Origin of the sequence: Bacillus sp. FSL L8-0654 (assembly GCF_038629965.1) — a bacterium.
Taxonomy (GTDB): Bacteria; Bacillota; Bacilli; order Bacillales; family Bacillaceae; genus Bacillus; species Bacillus safensis.
Map to the genome: position 1 here is coordinate 1,375,239 of NZ_CP152026.1, position 17,639 is coordinate 1,392,877.

Annotated in this window: 18 protein-coding genes; 11 read left to right on the plus strand and 7 right to left on the minus strand. The window is 41.3% G+C overall.

Annotated features, from left to right (window positions below):
- Positions 1–96 precede the first annotated feature (96 nt).
- Positions 97–1,827: an adenine deaminase gene (gene ade / locus MHH65_RS06985; RefSeq protein WP_268414077.1), complete on the plus strand. Its 1,731-nt coding sequence runs from the start codon at positions 97–99 to the stop codon at positions 1,825–1,827.
- Between the two features lie 92 nt (positions 1,828–1,919).
- On the opposite strand, the gene rnjA is transcribed toward ade, so the two are convergent.
- Both rnjA and MHH65_RS06995 read right to left on the minus strand, forming a co-directional pair.
- Positions 1,920–3,587 (minus strand): ribonuclease J1, encoded by a 1,668-nt coding sequence (gene rnjA / locus MHH65_RS06990; RefSeq protein WP_012009818.1) that lies wholly within the window; start codon positions 3,585–3,587, stop codon positions 1,920–1,922.
- 5 nt (positions 3,588–3,592) lie between these two features.
- Positions 3,593–3,802 carry a DNA-directed RNA polymerase subunit epsilon gene (locus MHH65_RS06995; protein ID WP_008345114.1) on the minus strand — a complete coding sequence of 70 codons (210 nt, stop codon included), beginning with the start codon at positions 3,800–3,802 and terminating at the stop codon, positions 3,593–3,595.
- 397 nt (positions 3,803–4,199) lie between these two features.
- Between MHH65_RS06995 and MHH65_RS07000 the strand changes: the two genes are divergently transcribed.
- Positions 4,200–4,979: a Cof-type HAD-IIB family hydrolase gene (locus MHH65_RS07000; protein WP_024426890.1), complete on the plus strand. Its 780-nt coding sequence runs from the start codon at positions 4,200–4,202 to the stop codon at positions 4,977–4,979.
- Between the two features lie 37 nt (positions 4,980–5,016).
- Here MHH65_RS07000 and def read toward each other — a convergent pair whose 3' ends face one another.
- Positions 5,017–5,574, minus strand: coding sequence for a peptide deformylase (def, locus tag MHH65_RS07005; protein ID WP_024424751.1), 558 nt, complete (start codon positions 5,572–5,574; stop codon positions 5,017–5,019).
- Between the two features lie 111 nt (positions 5,575–5,685).
- Complete coding sequence (locus MHH65_RS07010; RefSeq protein WP_140356204.1) at positions 5,686–5,871, minus strand: YjcZ family sporulation protein; 186 nt, start codon at positions 5,869–5,871, stop codon at positions 5,686–5,688.
- 233 nt (positions 5,872–6,104) lie between these two features.
- Here MHH65_RS07010 and MHH65_RS07015 point away from each other — a divergent pair, with 233 nt between their 5' ends.
- The 5 genes from MHH65_RS07015 to lpdA all read left to right on the plus strand — a co-directional run bounded on the left by MHH65_RS07015 (position 6,105) and on the right by lpdA (position 12,145).
- Complete coding sequence (locus tag MHH65_RS07015) at positions 6,105–6,773, plus strand: YkyA family protein (RefSeq protein ID WP_268414075.1); 669 nt, start codon at positions 6,105–6,107, stop codon at positions 6,771–6,773.
- A gap of 410 nt (positions 6,774–7,183) precedes the next feature.
- Complete coding sequence (gene pdhA / locus MHH65_RS07020; RefSeq protein WP_024424754.1) at positions 7,184–8,299, plus strand: pyruvate dehydrogenase (acetyl-transferring) E1 component subunit alpha; 1,116 nt, start codon at positions 7,184–7,186, stop codon at positions 8,297–8,299.
- A gap of 3 nt (positions 8,300–8,302) precedes the next feature.
- Entirely contained in the window at positions 8,303–9,280 is a 978-nt protein-coding gene (gene pdhB / locus MHH65_RS07025) for a pyruvate dehydrogenase complex E1 component subunit beta (RefSeq protein ID WP_012009824.1), read from the plus strand.
- Between the two features lie 107 nt (positions 9,281–9,387).
- Positions 9,388–10,728 carry a dihydrolipoamide acetyltransferase family protein gene (locus MHH65_RS07030; protein ID WP_024426891.1) on the plus strand — a complete coding sequence of 447 codons (1,341 nt, stop codon included), beginning with the start codon at positions 9,388–9,390 and terminating at the stop codon, positions 10,726–10,728.
- Positions 10,729–10,732: 4 nt separating this feature from the next.
- Entirely contained in the window at positions 10,733–12,145 is a 1,413-nt protein-coding gene (lpdA, locus tag MHH65_RS07035) for a dihydrolipoyl dehydrogenase (RefSeq protein WP_024426892.1), read from the plus strand.
- Positions 12,146–12,471: 326 nt separating this feature from the next.
- Here lpdA and MHH65_RS07040 read toward each other — a convergent pair whose 3' ends face one another.
- On the minus strand, positions 12,472–12,852 hold the full coding sequence (locus MHH65_RS07040; RefSeq protein ID WP_223250976.1) for a hypothetical protein: 381 nt from the start codon (positions 12,850–12,852) through the stop codon (positions 12,472–12,474).
- Positions 12,853–13,168: 316 nt separating this feature from the next.
- Between MHH65_RS07040 and MHH65_RS07045 the strand changes: the two genes are divergently transcribed.
- Positions 13,169–13,288: a GapA-binding peptide SR1P gene (locus MHH65_RS07045; protein WP_003212464.1), complete on the plus strand. Its 120-nt coding sequence runs from the start codon at positions 13,169–13,171 to the stop codon at positions 13,286–13,288.
- Between the two features lie 43 nt (positions 13,289–13,331).
- Here the strand turns inward: MHH65_RS07045 and MHH65_RS07050 are convergent, their stop codons facing one another.
- Positions 13,332–14,804 carry an aminotransferase class I/II-fold pyridoxal phosphate-dependent enzyme gene (locus MHH65_RS07050; RefSeq protein ID WP_224426295.1) on the minus strand — a complete coding sequence of 491 codons (1,473 nt, stop codon included), beginning with the start codon at positions 14,802–14,804 and terminating at the stop codon, positions 13,332–13,334.
- A gap of 190 nt (positions 14,805–14,994) precedes the next feature.
- Here MHH65_RS07050 and MHH65_RS07055 point away from each other — a divergent pair, with 190 nt between their 5' ends.
- The gene (locus tag MHH65_RS07055) at positions 14,995–15,264 is read left to right on the plus strand and encodes a UPF0223 family protein (protein WP_224426294.1); all 270 of its coding nucleotides are present in this window, start codon (positions 14,995–14,997) and stop codon (positions 15,262–15,264) included.
- Positions 15,265–15,489: 225 nt separating this feature from the next.
- Here the strand turns inward: MHH65_RS07055 and MHH65_RS07060 are convergent, their stop codons facing one another.
- On the minus strand, positions 15,490–16,125 hold the full coding sequence (locus tag MHH65_RS07060) for a DUF1054 domain-containing protein (protein WP_024426894.1): 636 nt from the start codon (positions 16,123–16,125) through the stop codon (positions 15,490–15,492).
- Positions 16,126–16,402: 277 nt separating this feature from the next.
- Here MHH65_RS07060 and MHH65_RS07065 point away from each other — a divergent pair, with 277 nt between their 5' ends.
- On the plus strand, positions 16,403–16,591 hold the full coding sequence (locus MHH65_RS07065) for a hypothetical protein (protein WP_024424761.1): 189 nt from the start codon (positions 16,403–16,405) through the stop codon (positions 16,589–16,591).
- A 133-nt stretch (positions 16,592–16,724) separates the two neighbouring features.
- Positions 16,725–17,531, plus strand: a complete 807-nt coding sequence (locus MHH65_RS07070; protein WP_268414341.1) for an inositol monophosphatase family protein — start codon at positions 16,725–16,727, stop codon at positions 17,529–17,531.
- The last annotated feature ends 108 nt before the right edge of the window (positions 17,532–17,639 follow it).

The window sequence follows — 17,639 nt, forward strand, 5'->3', positions numbered from 1 at the left end:
TTATCTGGATGATTTTCTCTAAATGTCATTGACTGGGCAAACAGATTCGTTTACGATAAGAAACATTATATTGTTTACTTGGAGGAGGCAGTGTCGTTGGATAAGGAGCTTTTCAGACATCAAATTGAAGTAGCTGCAAAGAGAAAAAAAGCAGCCCTAGTGATTAAACATGCGAAGGTTATGGACGTGTTTAACCAGGAATGGCTAAACGCTGATGTCGCTGTTGAAAATGGACAAATAGTAGGGATTGGAGAGTACGAGGGAGAACAGGAGCTGGATGCAGCAGGTCAAATGCTTGTACCCGGTTTTATTGATGGCCACGTTCATATCGAGTCCTCTATGGTGACCCCTGCTGAATTCTCCAAAGCTGTCGTCCCGCGCGGTGTGACAACTGTCGTAACAGACCCGCATGAAATTGCCAATGTGTCAGGGATCACAGGCATCCGTTTTATGCTGGAAGAAGCGAGAAAAGCTGCCTTAAATATTTATTTCATGCTGCCATCCTGCGTACCGGCAGTTAGTTTTGAGCGATCAGGTGCTGTTTTAAAAGCGAAAGATTTAAAGCCTTTGTATCAAGAGAAAGAGGTACTTGGTCTTGCCGAGGTGATGGATTACGTCGGTGTGGAGCAGGCTGAAGAAGATATGCTTCAAAAACTGCTTGATGCTCAAAATGAGAATAAATTGATTGATGGCCATTTAGCAGGCTTAACGGACCGATTAATAAACGTTTACCGCACAGCTAGTGTCCAAACAGATCACGAGGTAACAACAGCCGGCGAAGCCCTTGAACGTGTAAAACGAGGCATGTATGTCATGCTGAGAGAAGGCTCTGTTGCCAAAAACGTGAAAAACGTTTTACCAGCTGTGAATGAAAAGAATGCGAGACGTTTTTTCTTTTGTACCGATGATAAACATTTAGATGATTTAATGGCTGAAGGAAGTATTGATGAACAAGTACGTATGTCTATAAAAGAAGGGTTAGACCCATTTTTAGCGTATCAAATGGGAAGTTTAAACGCAGCGGAGTGTTTTGGCCTCAAAACAAAGGGAGCCATTGCGCCAGGCTTTGATGCTGATTTTATGCTTGTCTCTGATCTTCATCAAGTAGACATCACCAGCGTATTTATTGCAGGAGAATTGGTGGCGCAGCATGGAGAGTACAAGCCAAGTGTCGAAAAAATTGCACCAAGTCCAGCCTTATTACAATCTGTTCATGCTATAGACGTTCAAGAGCAAGATCTGTCTCTGCCTATCACAGCTCATCAAAAAATGAATGTCATCCGCATTATTCCAAATCAGCTAGAAACAAAATTAGAACGCATCTCTCCATCAGAAACGAACGGACAATTCACTAGTGATACAGAAAGAGATGTATTAAAAATGGTGCTTGTTGAACGCCATCAAGGCTTATCTGAAATGGGGATAGGGGTTGTCAGCGGCTTTGGATTAGAAAAGGGCGCAATTGCAACAACGGTTGCGCATGATTCTCACAATTTAATTGCGGTTGGCACAAATGATGCTGATATCGTGAAAGCCATTGACGCATTAAAAGAAGCAGGGGGCGGTTTGACGGTTGTCAAAGAGGGTCAGTCTCTTCATACGCTGCCATTACCGATCTCTGGTTTACTTTCAGATCAGCCGGCACATCTTGTAAATGAAAGCCTTCATGCACTCCATGAAGCGTTGAAAGAAACAGGCTTTACATTAGATTTTAATCCATTTTTGACGCTGTCCTTCTTGGCACTCCCAGTCATTCCTGATGTGAAAATGACGACAAAGGGTTTGTTTGATGTCAGAAGCTTTCAGCATCTCCCAATTCAATCATAAAAAGAGAGAAACCGCATATGTATATATGCGGTTTTTTCAATGAACGGTGAAAAAAAGAGACACAGCCAAGCGGCTTGTGTCTCTTTTTGTGATTACACTTCCATAATAATCGGTAAGATCATTGGACGGCGTCTTGTTTTTTCATAAAGGAAAGGTGCAAGGGTGTCAGTAATTTCGTTCTTAATTTCAGACCACTGAGTTGTCTTACGTTCCATTACTTTTTCAAGATGCTTCGAAATTAAATCCTGTGCATCGTTGATCAGGTCTCCAGATTCTCTCATGTAGACAAAACCTCTTGAGATCAAATCAGGACCAGCAGAGATTTTGAATTCTTTCATGTCCATGCTGACGACCACAATAACAAGGCCCTCTTCAGAAAGAATGCGGCGGTCTCTTAAAACGATGTTTCCGATATCGCCAATACCGCTTCCGTCGATATACACGTTGCCTGATGGGATTTTGCCAGCGACACTTGCTTCGTCACCTTTCAATGCAAGAACTTCACCGTTATCCATGATAAAGCAGTTTTCCTCAGGGATGCCGCAATCATTCGCAAGTTTGATATGCGTTTTTTGCATGCGGTATTCACCGTGAATCGGCATAAAGAATTTTGGTTTAATTAAACGGAGCATGAGTTTTTGTTCTTCTTGTCCGCCGTGACCAGATGTATGAATATTATTAAGCGAGCCATGAATGACCTCAGCACCTGCACGATAAAGCTGGTTAATGGTGCGGCTTACACTAATATTGTTACCTGGGATCGGTGAAGATGAGAAGACAACAGTGTCTCCAGGGTTAATGGAAATCTGGCGGTGAGTACCGTTCGCAATACGAGAAAGAGCTGCCATCGGCTCACCCTGGCTTCCAGTACAAAGAATGGTCACTTTGTTTGCTGGAAGGCGGTTGATTTCATTATGTTCAATAAACGTGTTTTTTGGACATTTAATATAGCCAAGATCTTGTCCAATATCAATAGCAGACTCCATACTGCGTCCAAATACAGCGACTTTTCTGCCGTTGGCAACAGCAGACTCAATCACTTGCTGAAGTCTGTGAATGTTTGAAGCAAACGTGGCAAAGATGATGCGTCCATCGACTTTTCTAAAGATGTCATCAATGCTTTCACCTACGCGTCTTTCAGACATCGTAAATTCTGGGATTTCACTGTTTGTACTATCAGATAAAAGACAAAGAACGCCTTCTTTTCCGATCTCAGCCATTTTGGTTAAATTGGCAGGCTCGCCAACAGGAGTAAAGTCAAACTTGAAATCACCTGTATGTACGATGTTACCAGGAGGTGTCTTGACGACAATTCCATAAGAATCTGGAATACTGTGTGTCGTTCTAAAGAAAGACACAGCTGTTTTTCTAAATTTAATGGTATCTTCTTCTTCAAAAATATGAAGTTTTGTTTGTCTCAAGAGACCGTGCTCTTCCAATTTATTACGAAGTAGGCCGATTGCGAGTTTGCCGCCGTAAACTGGAATATTCACTTGCTTGAGAAGGTAAGGGATACCGCCGATGTGGTCTTCATGTCCGTGAGTGATGAAAAGACCTTTGATTTTATCTTCGTTTTTAACTAAGTACGTATAGTCAGGGATGACGTAGTCAATTCCAAGAAGCTCGTCTTCAGGAAACTTAATGCCTGCATCAATTAAAATGATTTCATCTTGAAATTGAACGCCATACGTGTTTTTACCGATCTCGCCTAAACCGCCGAGCGCAAAAACTGCCGCCTGATCGTTTTTAACAAATTTCATTCCTCTCATAGCTCCAATACTTTAAAATTTTCACTTTCTCGTTCATAGTCTAAAAAAGCACCGTCTACAGGCTGAATGAATTCAATGTTGTAGTTATGTTTTTTCAACTTATCGCGTACGTCTCTTTCAGAAACCGCTTCAACGTATAGTGAATCTGTGTGTTCTCTTACAGGTACCTCAGTAGTACTTGCCTGAAAAAATACCTTATATATCATCCAAATCTCTCCTTAAATACCGTATGTTACACTCGCTTATTCTATTATATTAAAAAAACGCGCATAAGAAAAGTCTCTGAGAAAAAAGGACCTTCGGCAAATGTGCGGAAGATCCCTTTAAGCAATCGATTTTTTACGAAGCATGTCCTTCCATTGTCTTCGAATTTTCTTACGCAGACGACGAAGCATCACATGCCGCCTCCTTTCGGGTTGAAGTAAGCTTAACCAGTGTGTTCCGGTCTCTCTATATACTTGTATTATATGATGTTTCTATTGAATGTTACATGGTTATATGTGGGAAATAGGCGCTTTCAAAAGGAATTGGTTTCGAAAGCTGAAATCTTTCTGTATGATGAAAGGGAGTGTGTATACATAACGAAGAGCAGGAGGGCGAGATATGAATAAAAAAGTCATCTTCTTTGATATCGACGGTACTTTATATGACCATGATAAAAATATACCTGAGTCAACGAAGCGAGCGGTTCATTTATTAAAAGAAAAAGGTCATCATCTCTTTATTGCATCTGGGCGTTCTCCTTTTCTGATCCGGCCCATTTTAGAAGAATTAGGGCTTGACTCATTCATTGCTTATAACGGTCAGTATGTCATGTATGAGGGAGACGTTATTTACGGCAATCCGCTGAAGCAGGAGCTGATGGAGCGGATTTATGAGACAGCGGATCGTCATGATCATCCGCTCGTTTTTATGGGAGAAGAAACGATGAAGGCGTCTGTGCCGAATCATCCGTTTATCCATGAAGGAATCGGTACTTTGAAAACAGAGCATCCTGAGCACGATGTATCTTTCTTTAAAGAAAACGACATTTTTCAAATGCTGTTATTTTGTAAGGCAGAAGAGGAAGTGGAGTATAAGGCATTCCGCGAAGAAATTGACCTTGTCAGATGGCATGAGCTGTCAACGGACGTTCTGCCAAAAGGCGGATCAAAAGCTGAAGGAATCAAACGAGTCATCGAAAGACTTCCTTACGATCAAAAGGATACCATTGCCTTTGGAGACGGATTGAATGATAGAGAAATGATTTCGTTTGCTGGAACAGGCGTGGCGATGGGAAATGCTGTGAGTGAATTGAAAGCATTGGCTGATTTTGTGACAAAGCCGGTAGATGAGGACGGCATATTCCATGCAGTGACCCAGCTTGGCCTCATTGAAGAATAAAAAAGAAGACCCTTAGATCGCGGGTCTTCTTTTTATGTTATGATCTGCCGATCGCAACAGAGTTTTCTGGCTCAGCGAACGGCTGATCCTTTTGAATATGATCATAAAACATAATGCCATTTAAATGGTCAATTTCATGCTGAAAAACAATAGCGGGGAACCCTTTTAGACGGATATCAATGTCCTCTCCTTCAAGCGTAGTGGCCTTGACCCTGATTTTTTGATATCGAGGAACAAATCCAGGGATGGCTTCATCAACTGATAAGCACCCTTCACCAGTCGCTAAATAAGCTCTTTTGACTGAATGACTGACAATACGCGGGTTGAACAGAGCATAGCTGTATTCTTCTCCGTCTTCATCCTCACAGTGAACAGCGATCATGCGTTTACTAATATTGATTTGCGGAGCTGCCAATCCAACGCCGGGTCTTAGTCCGTATTTTTCAGCAATGTCAGCATCCTGACTGTTTTTGACGAATTCGATCATGTCAGCTAATTGCTGTTTTTCCTCTTCTGTCGGCGGGAGCTCGACCGCTTCAGCTGTTTGTCTTAAGACGGGATGTCCGTCCCTTACGATATCATCCATGGTAATCACAAAACTTCACTCCTATTTCCTTTGTATGTAAAGTATATAAAATGATACACAACATATGCAATGAAATAAAGAAGACCGGTCCTGTGAGACCGGTCAGAGGCTTAAACAGCCTTAGCAGCAGCCACCGCCGCCTAAGAATGCTGCGCCAACAATGATTAATAGGATGAAAAGCACAACGATTAAAGCGAATGTACGTCCGCCGCCGTATCCGTATCCACCGCCATAACTTGGGTAACAACAGCCGCCGCCATATCCGCCACCGAATCCATACCCGTAACCGCCGTATCCACCATACATACTTCCATGACTATAATTAGACATACTTTTGACCTCCTTTGGAAATACACTTGGCCTCTCATAAGTGAAGGCGAAGCGTGTAATATAAACTATGTATGAATGCACTATTTGTATAGTCATGCGCCTATTGCTTGAAAAAAATCTTCTCCGCCTCATTTAACTGACCTCTTTCCTTGTCACAAACGTCTATAAAAATTATAGTGGTATGTGGAGATGTAAAGGGGGACCTTGTCATGAGACAGATGAAAAGAAGCATGAAAGCAGGTGCTGCTTTAGCGGGGATATGTACCCTTTTGCTGACAGGGTGCGGAGGTCAAAGTCCATTCAATGATATGCAGGACGCAATGACGAAAATGAGTGAAAAAGAAGCATCCTTCGAAAAAGAGCAAGATACACTGCAAAGCTATGAGGAAAAAGAGCAGAAGCTGTATAAAAAAATGATTCAAACAACAAAGGACCATACAAAAACAGTGGCAAGCCTTTCTGATCAGGCGTTAGCATCGGCAGCACAAAGAGAAGAACATTTAAAAACAGAAAAAGTCAGTATGGATGAATCGAAAAAAGAATTGAAAACAGTAAAGGAATCTGCTGCACGATTGCAAGATGCGGATTTAAAAGAGAAAGCAGATCAAACGGTCAAATCAATCGAGAAACGATATGCGTCATATGATCAGCTTTACAAGGAGTATCAAAAGGCGCTGAAACAAGATCAGCTTTTGTATCAATCTTTAAAGAAAAAGGATCTAGGATATGAAGAGCTGAAGTCAAAGCTGAAGACCGTGAATCGTTCATATAGCAAAGTCAGAAAAGAAAGTAAGAAGTTCAATCGATATACAGATCAATTGAATGATCATAAAAAGGCTTTGTATAAAGCAGCAGATCAAGGATCGAAAAAGAGCTGAAAAAACAGCTCTTTTTTTATTTTTCGACAAAAACAAACATTTTCTATTGTAGTACAGCAGTACACTCTATACTAGTACAGATTAGGTTGTTTGTTAAACAGATTGATACAGTTCACCATAAAAAGTAAAGCGAATACATTTATTTAAATAAAGCCGTTAAATCAATTGACGGACTATTTTTCTTGTTGTAAACTATTCCTTGTTAACAGAAGTTGTATTAGTTTTTTGTGAACTATCGTTAATACAGTTATAAGGACTCAAAAACGAGTGATCAACCAATGTTTCGACAACGATCTTAGTGGCTATTATATACAGGAGTCATATGAGTATTTTGGGTTATCCTATATCTGTATGTATAAATGGATTCACGACAAATGGACTGTTAAAAGAAAGGAAGAGGTGACTTTAGAATGGCTGCAAAAACAAAAAAAGCAATTGTTGATAGCAAAAAGCAATTTGATGCCATCAAAAAGCAGTTTGAAACGTTTCAAATTTTAAACGAAAAAGGCGAAGTCGTAAACGAAGCGGCAATGCCGGATCTTTCAGATGACCAATTAAAAGAATTAATGCGCCGTATGGTGTTTACACGAGTATTAGATCAACGTTCAATTTCATTGAACCGTCAAGGACGTCTTGGCTTCTATGCGCCAACAGCTGGACAAGAGGCTTCTCAGCTTGCAACTCACTTTGCACTTGAGAAAGAAGATTTCATTCTTCCAGGATATCGTGATGTACCACAATTAATCTGGCATGGTCTTCCGCTAACAAAAGCATTCTTGTTCTCTCGCGGACACTTTGTTGGTAACCAAATGCCTGAAGATGTGAATGCACTTTCACCGCAAATCATTATCGGTGCTCAAATCATTCAAGCTGCTGGTGTAGCTCTTGGTTTGAAAAAGCGCGGTAAAAAAGCTGTTGCAATCACTTACACTGGTGACGGTGGAGCTTCACAAGGTGATTTCTACGAAGGTATTAACTTTGCAGGGGCTTACAAAGCGCCAGCGATTTTTGTTGTCCAAAACAACAGATATGCGATCTCTACACCTGTTGAAAAGCAGTCTGCTGCACAAACAATTGCACAAAAAGCAGCTGCAGCTGGTATCGTAGGCGTACAAGTTGACGGTATGGATGCATTAGCTGTTTATGCAGCAACTGCTGAAGCTCGTGAGCGCGCTGTAAATGGTGAAGGTCCAACATTAATCGAAACTCTTACATTCCGTTACGGCCCACATACAATGGCTGGTGACGATCCAACAAGATATCGTACAAAAGAAGATGAAAACGAGTGGGAGCAAAAAGATCCATTGGTACGCTACCGCAAATTCTTGGAAAACAAAGGCCTATGGTCTGAAGAAGAAGAGAATAAAGTGATCGAAGATGCAAAAGAACAAATCAAACAAGCGATCAAAGAAGCTGACGAACAGCCTAAGCAAAAAGTCACTGACTTGATTGAAAACATGTACGATGTAAAACCATTCAACTTAGTTGAACAGCTTGAAATTTACAAACAGAAGGAGTCGAAGTAAGCCATGGCGCAAATGACAATGATTCAAGCGATCACTGATGCGTTACGCACAGAACTGAAAAATGACGAAAACGTTCTCGTTTTCGGAGAAGACGTTGGTAAAAACGGCGGCGTATTCCGTGCGACTGAAGGATTGCAAAAAGAGTTTGGTGAGGATCGTGTATTCGATACTCCACTTGCTGAATCTGGTATTGGCGGTCTTGCTATTGGCCTTGGACTACAAGAATTCCGCCCGGTAATGGAAATTCAATTCTTCGGATTCGTTTACGAAGTATTAGATTCTGTTTCTGGACAAATGGCTCGTATGCGTTACCGTTCTGGCGGACGCTGGCATTCTCCAGTGACAATCCGTTCTCCATTCGGCGGGGGAGTTCACACACCTGAGCTTCACGCTGACAGCTTAGAAGGACTTATCGCACAACAGCCTGGTATCAAGGTTGTTATTCCTTCAACACCTTACGATGCAAAAGGACTTTTAATTTCTGCAATTCGTGACAACGATCCTGTAGTGTTCCTTGAGCATATGAAACTTTATCGTTCTTTCCGTCAGGAAGTTCCTGAAGAAGAGTACACAATTGAAATCGGTAAAGCTGACGTGAAACGTGAAGGTTCTGACCTTTCAATCATCACTTACGGTGCAATGGTTCACGAATCACTAAAAGCTGCTGAAGAGCTAGAAAAAGAAGGCGTTTCTGCTGAGGTTATCGACCTTCGTACAGTAAGCCCGCTTGATATTGAAACAATCATCGCTTCTGTTGAAAAAACAGGCCGTGCGATCGTTGTTCAAGAAGCACAAAAACAAGCGGGTATTGCTGCAAACGTAGTAGCTGAAATCAATGACAGAGCGATCCTTAGCTTGGAAGCACCAGTACTTCGTGTAGCTGCACCTGATACTGTATTTGCTTTCTCTCAAGCTGAGAGCGTATGGCTTCCAAACCATAAAGATGTACTTGAAACAGCGAAGAAAGTTCTTGAATTTTAATTAAATGACAGAGGGGAAAAGAATTTATTTCTCTTCCCCTTTATCAATTACATGACCGTGTAAATATACACAACAAGGGTTCAACAAAATCTAGGAGGCGAAAAACAGTGGCATTTGAATTTAAACTTCCGGACATCGGAGAAGGTATCCACGAAGGTGAGATCGTTAAGTGGTTTGTTAAACCAAACGACGAAATCAATGAAGATGACGTTTTAGCAGAGGTACAAAATGATAAAGCAGTTGTAGAAATTCCTTCACCTGTTAAAGGAAAAGTATTAGAATTAAAAGTTGAAGAGGGAACAGTTGCAACTGTAGGACAAACAATCATTACGTTTGATGCACCTGGTTACGAAAATCTTCAATTTAAAGGCAGCGAAGAAGAAGGCGAAGCAAAAACTGAAGCTCAAGTACAAGGTACTGCTGAAGCTGGTAACGAGCCAGAGAAGAAAGAAGTAGCACAAGAAGAAGCGGCAGCAGCAACTGGTGCAGGCGCACAAGAGCAAGTAGACGCTGATCCAAACAAACGCGTTATCGCTATGCCATCTGTACGTAAATATGCTCGTGAAAAAGGCGTTGAAATTTACAAAGTTGCAGGTTCTGGTAAAAACGGCCGTGTGTTAAAAGAAGATATCGACAGCTTCGTTAATGGTGGTTCTGCAGCTCAAGAAGCAGCACCTCAAGCAGCTGAAAGTGCGAAAGAAGAAGCAGCTCCTAAAGCGGCAGCAGCTCCAGTTCTTGAAGGAGAATTCCCAGAAACTCGCGAGAAAATGAGCGGAATCCGCAAAGCAATCGCAAAAGCAATGGTGAACTCTAAGCATACAGCTCCTCACGTAACATTAATGGATGAAGTTGATGTAACAAACCTTGTTGCACATCGTAAACAATTCAAACAAGTTGCAGCTGATCAAGGAATCAAGTTAACTTACTTGCCTTACGTTGTAAAAGCTCTAACTTCTGCTTTGAAAAAGTACCCAGTACTTAACACTTCTATCGATGATAAAACGGATGAAGTTGTTCAAAAGCATTACTACAACATCGGAATTGCAGCTGACACTGAAAAAGGCTTGCTAGTTCCAGTTGTGAAAAATGCAGATCGCAAAGCGATTTTCGAAGTTTCTAACGAAATCAATGAGCTTGCAACAAAAGCACGTGATGGTAAATTGGCTCCAGCTGAAATGAAAGGTGCATCCTGCACAATCACAAACATCGGTTCTGCTGGTGGACAATGGTTTACTCCAGTCATCAACCACCCAGAAGTAGCGATCCTTGGTATTGGACGTATCGCTGAAAAAGCGGTTGTTCGTGATGGCGAAATCGTTGCAGCTCCAGTCTTAGCTCTTTCCCTAAGCTTTGACCACCGTATGATTGACGGAGCTACTGCGCAAAATGCCCTTAACCACATCAAGCGTTTATTGAATGATCCACAATTAATTTTAATGGAGGCGTAATGTCATGGTAGTAGGAGATTTCCCAATCGAAACAGATACTCTTGTCATCGGTGCAGGTCCTGGTGGATATGTAGCTGCTATTCGTGCTGCACAGCTTGGACAAAAAGTAACAATCGTTGAAAAAGGAACACTTGGCGGTGTATGTCTAAACGTTGGCTGTATCCCTTCAAAAGCATTAATCAATGCTGGCCATCGTTTTGAAAATGCTAAGCATTCTGAAGACATGGGTATCAAAGCTGAAAACGTAACAGTTGATTTCACAAAAGTTCAAGAGTGGAAAGCTTCTGTTGTTAATAAGTTAACAGGTGGAGTTCAAGGTCTTCTTAAAGGAAATAAAGTAGACATCGTCAAAGGTGAAGCTTATTTCGTAGACAGCAACTCTGTACGTGTAATGGATGATAATTCAGCACAGACTTATACGTTCAAAAATGCAATTCTTGCAACTGGATCTCGTCCAATTGAATTGCCTACTTTTAAATACACAGACCGCGTGATCAACTCAACTGGTGCTTTAGCGCTTAAAGAAGTACCTAAAAAGTTAGTTGTCATCGGTGGTGGATACATCGGTACTGAGCTTGGTACTGCTTATGCAAACTTTGGAACAGAAGTTGTGATCCTTGAAGGTGGAGACGAAATCCTTCCAGGTTTCGAAAAGCAAATGAGCTCATTGGTTAAACGTAACCTGAAGAAAAAAGGAAACGTTGAAATCCATACAAACGCTCTTGCAAAAGGCGTTGAAGAAAAATCTGATGGTGTCACTGTTACGTTCGAAGTAAAAGGCGAAGAAAAAACAGTTGATGCTGATTACGTACTTGTGACTGTTGGTCGTCGTCCAAACACTGATGAGCTTGGTCTTGAGCAAGTTGGTGTTGAATTGACTGACCGCGGAGTTGTCAAAACAGACAAACAATGCCGTACAAGCGTATCTAACATCTATGCAATTGGTGACATCGTGGATGGACCACCACTTGCTCACAAAGCTTCTTACGAAGGTAAAATTGCAGCTGAAGCAATCGCTGGAGAGCCAGCTGAAATTGATTACCTTGGTATTCCTGCTGTTGTATTCTCTGAGCCAGAACTTGCAACAGTTGGATACACTGAAGCAGAAGCAAAAGCAGAAGGTATCGAAATCGTTGCAGCGAAATTCCCATTCGCAGCGAACGGACGTGCACTTTCTCTTGATGCAACTGATGGCTTCATGAAAATGATCACTCGTAAAGAGGATGGTCTAGTGATCGGTGCTCAAATCGCAGGTGTTGGCGCTTCTGATATGATTTCAGAGCTTAGCCTTGCAATCGAAGCTGGAGTGACTGCTGAAGATATCGCTATGACAATTCACGCTCACCCAACATTAGGTGAAATTACAATGGAAACGGCTGAAGTAGCAATCGGAAGCCCAATCCACATCGTAAAATAATGAAACCTATGAAGCCCTCTCCTTGATGGAGAGGGTTTTTTTGGTGCCCTAAACACCATATGAAAAACCCCTCATGAGGTGAGGGGTTTCAGCATGTAGACAAACCCTCGCATTCTTTGTCAGTCCTGCGCGCTGGTGCTCACGAATGTCAAATTCGCTCCGCGCCTGTGCTCGTCCTTCCTAGACTTCAAAGGTTTTCTATCACGCTGAAAAAAAGACAAAGAGCTAAAATAAAGATCATTTTAGCCCTTTGTCAACAATTTGAAACCCCTCATGAGGTGAGGGGTTTTTTCATATGGATATATATAAGTGCAAGGTAAATATCATTAGTTTGTATTGACGCGGTCTAAAGCATGACATAAAGGCGATAAGATCTCTTGTTTACTGCGGACATTTCCTTCCACCTTCACGATCACTTTTTCATCATTGACAAGTAAAATAGCCGGTAATTCGTCCACTTCATTTTTCCAGCCTTTACGATCTTCTTTTACAATCATTTTTGACATTTCCTTAGGGTATTCATTTTTTAAATCGAGGACTGCATCATAATATGGGCTTTCTTTATCAAGGTTTTCTGCATCAGTAAAAAAGAGAATTCTCGGTTTTTGAATATGACGGACTTGGTCGGTCTGATTCGGTATGATATACGCAAATGAGCATGAACTAAGTACAAAGAGCATGGGGAATATAATGAGAAGTGTCCTCATAAAATTCAATCTATTCACCTCAAAATCATTTGGGGTTGTCCCAACATTTTTAGGAGCTTGTTCCCTGTTAGTCACTCTAGTGTATCATGTCCCTTTTGACAATTTTCGATTGTTACTCAATTGTTACAGAATTGATATGAAGCAAAATACAATTGAAACGTTCCCTCAATATGATAAGAAAAAAGCACATATTTATAAAAAATGATTAAATGTGTCATACAATTAACCGTTGACAACTTAAATGTGACATCATATTATAGAAATAAGAAATAGATCAAACGCTTTCAAACTATGAATGAAGAAAAGGGGAATGTACGTGGGTACAATTATTTGTCAAGATTGCAATGAAACCATTGATCAATTTGAAAATGAAAAAGTGACAACGCTATACGGAACATGCGGTCACTGTCATTGCTGTGATGAAGCCTCTGAATAAATAAAAAAGCATGCAGCTCCATTTGGGGCTGCATGTTTCTTTTTTATAAAATTGGTTTTTGTTCCTTAATCACACGGATCATTTCAAGCGTTGAATCTTCAGGTCCTTGGACAGGAAGACCAATTTCAATATTTTTAAAGATATACGATATATTTTCTTCTGTGATAATTTCACCTGGTATAAAAATCGGAATACCTGGCGGATACACCATCACAAACTCTGCGATAATGCGGCCGACTGCTTCCTTAAATGGAACGACTTCCGTTGTAGCGTAAAAGGCGTCACGCGGCGTCATAGCAAGCGAAGGGATCTCAGGCAGCAGCACTTCCGTTACTGCTTGTTTGCCGCTCTCACGAGTAGAGGTTGCGGCAATTTCTTGCATCGCCGTCACGAGCGTATCAATTGTCTCATCTGAATCGCCAGGGGTAACGATACATAAAATGTTGTACAGGTCAGAGAGCTCTACTTCAATTCGATAGCTTTCTCTCAGCCATTTTTCGACATCATGTCCGTTTAACCCAAGGTCTTTAATGGAGATAATTAATTTCGTTGGGTCATAATCGTAAGTGGAAGCTGAACCGAGTACTTCCTTGCCAATGCAGGTAATGCCTTCAATTTGATTCAAGCGGTCTCTCGCTGATTCAGCCAAACGAATGGCTTCTTCAGCTAGTGCCTTTCCTTCAGTGGCTAATCGTTTTCGAGCGACATCAAGTGACGCTAAGAGTAAATAAGAAGTGGACGTTGTCGTCAGCATACTCAAAATTGATTGCACTCGGTCTTTTGAAACAAGCCCTTCCTTCATATTTAAAATAGAGCTCTGCGTAAGAGAGCCGCCGAGTTTATGGACACTTGTTGCTGCCATGTCGGCACCTGCCTGCATCGCAGAGAGGGGAAGCTCATCGTGAAAATGTATATGCACACCGTGTGCTTCATCGACAAGGACAGGCACATCAAATGAATGGGCAATGTCTACGATTGATTTTAAGTCTGCTGAAATACCAAAATACGTTGGATTAATGACAAGCAAACCTTTCGCATCTGGATGCTCAATGAGCGCCTTTTTGGCTGATTCAGGTGTAATACCGTGAGAGATGCCAAGTTCTTTGTCTATTTCTGGGTGAATAAAAACAGGAACTGCGCCAGAAAATACAATCGCGGACATAATTGATTTATGGACATTACGCGGAACGATAATTTTATCTCCAGGCCCGCATACCGTCATCACCATTGTCATGATAGCGCCGCTTGTGCCTTGAATGGAGAAAAACGTATGATCAGCACCGAAGGCTTCAGCAGCAAGCTCCTGTGCTTCTTTTATCATCCCTCGAGGTGAATGTAAATCATCGAGAGGTTCTATATTAATGAGGTCAATGCTTAATGCATTGTCGCCAATGAATGCTCTAAATTCAGGATCCATTCCGGCTCCTTTTTTATGGCCTGGAATGTGAAATTGGACTGGATTGGTTGCTGCGTGTTTTTTTAGTCCAGTATATAAGGGTGTATCATGTTGTGACAATTGCTTTCCCACCTTCATCGAAATACCTGCTATTATTGTGCCAATTACAGCAGATTTCATTGCATAAAACAAAAGAATTATATTATGAACTGATCGGAATGTAAAGCATAAAATCAATCGGTTTCTGATCAAACAGATGCTATAATAAAAGTTCAAATGAGAAATGAGTGTTAAAGTGAGGGACAAGTAAATGGAATATCAATATCCAATGGATGTCGACTGGACGACAGATGAAAAAATTGCAGTCATTTCATTTTTTCAGGCTGTTGAAAAAGCCTATGAAAAAGGAATTGCGAAGCAGGAGTTATTAGATGCTTATAAACGATTTAAAGAGGTTGTGCCATCAAAAGCAGAGGAAAAAACGCATTGTGCGGCGTTTGAAAAGGGAAGCGGGTATTCCCCTTATCGTGCAGTGAAAACCGCAAGAGAGGCAGAAGAGACTGCTATTATACGTATGTAAAAAACGAGCCTATAAAGGCTCGTTTAGCGTGCAGACAAACCCTCGCATTCGGTGTCAGGCCTGCGTGCCGGTGCTCACGAATGTCAAATCGCTCCGCGCCGGTACTCGTCCTTCCTAGACTTCAAAGGTTTTCTATCACGCTGAAAAAGAAGACAAAGGGCTAAAATCAAAATCATTTTAGCCCTTTGTCAACAATTTGAATCGAGCCTATAAAGGCTCGTTTTTTTATACAGATTCTTTCTGTGTGAAGCGGTATAGATACGTCAGCGTGCGGAAGGCATTTTCGATTTTCGATAGGAATTCTTCATTATTCATTTGAACGACTTCCTCTCTAGGCAGCTGAATACCGCACAGAAGCTCGGCTTTCTTCACTGTTTGAACACGTTCAAAAAGCGTTTTCAGCTGTTCGGAATCTAGTTCGCTGTGACGCATGACATCTGGTTTCATATGATCTTTGGACCAAACAAAATCTTGCGGTATTTTCTGCTGGATGGTGTCTAGCTCTTTTTCAAATAGCTGGCCGTACTCACCTTTCACTGGAGATTCATAAATGAGCGCAAACCAGACAAACACATGTGTTTTCCAAAGCCCAATTTGAAAATGAGGGAGCTTTTTATATCCGCGCTTACTGTTTGCAAAAGCAACCCATGTATCATTTGGCGGGTTGACAGATCTTCTAGCATGCTTTGCGACGTGTACAAACATTTCGTCTCCTGTAATAGAAGAAAGAAGTGGTGCAAAATGTTCGCCAAGTGCCTCAAGCTTTGGACGGACTCTTTCTTTTAATACAGTCATTCGTTCATCTAAACCATCAACTGTGAATGTTTCAAAATCTTCATCTCTAAAACGCATTTCACTCATGTTATGCCTCCTGTATCTTTTCGCTGATCATATTTTATCATAGCTTGGGTCAAGCTCAAAAAAAGATGCACCGGCAGATAGAAGGGCGTGGTGCAGCGTTTAAAACCTTTCAATTTGTGGTACATCATTAATAGGTAAAGACACAATTTTCAGAATGTCGTTGCGGTTATGCGATCGCTTCATACGATATAAGCAAGAACCATTTCTCTTATCGATTGAATTTTTATCAATGAAAACTGACAAGGAATGAATCATTCTCTGGAAGGGGCGTTGACCAATGAAGCAAATCGTGAAGCAGGGCTATAGACAGGAGAAGAAAAATCGCATCGCTGTGTGGAGATTAGAGGTTGATTATGAGCTTTCTACGCTTCATGAAGCCATCGAACAAAAAGATGACATCCAAATCGAACGCAGCAAACGAAAGCTTGAGCGCCTAAGAAAAGAATGGGAGCAGCTTCAAGGGTAAAACAGCGTGAGGTAAAAACGAACCAATTCATCGGTTCGTTTTTGTATGAAGCTGCTTTTTTCTTGCTTTTACGTACATAATATCAGTATGCTATTACAAATAGGTCCTACATAGAAAAGAGGTTTACAATCTGATGACAAACTGGGTGGAAATTGACCGTCTTGCAAAGCTCTGGGTAAAAGAAGCAGGAAGCCGTATTAAAGCGTCCATGCAGGAAGGTCTATCAATTGAAACAAAATCAAATCCAAATGATCTAGTCACGAATATCGATAAAGAAACAGAACGTTTTTTTATTGAAAAAATACAGTCGACATTTTCAGATCATCACATTTTAGGAGAAGAGGGACAAGGGGAAGAGGTGACCTCACTCGATGGAATTGTGTGGATCATTGATCCGATCGATGGCACAATGAACTTTGTCCATCAAAAACGCAACTTTGCCATTTCAATCGGGATATTCGAAAATGGTGTGGGGAAAATTGGTCTTATTTATGACGTCATTCATGACGAGCTCTACCATGCCATTAAAGGAGAAGGAGCCTATATGAACGATATCCTGCTCCCTCCATTAAAAGATGTGGAGATTGAAAAAGCCATTGTGGGTATTAATCCGACATGGGCGATTGAAAGCCCTTATTTTAACGCCAAACCATTTGCCCGTCTTGTGCGTGACGTGAGAGGGACACGAACGATTGGATCAGCTGCCCTTGAGCTTGCTTATATTGCAAGCGGCAGAAGTGACGCATATGTCACCTTAAGGCTTGCGCCGTGGGATTATGCAGCGGGCTGCGTACTGCTTGATGAAGTAGGGGCCGTTTACTCAAATATTCACGGAGAACGTCTTACGTTCCTAGACAAAAACAGTATAGTGGCTGGAAATCGATCCATTTGTGAAAAAATCTTGCATGATTACATAAAAGGAAGCGGAAATAAAAAATAAACGACATCACTTCATGAGAATGAAGTGATTTTTTGTTTTTCCTGAAACTTTTTGGTAAGGCGGATGTCTATACGAATGAGGCCTTAATTTCATGTAAAGGATTGTGTA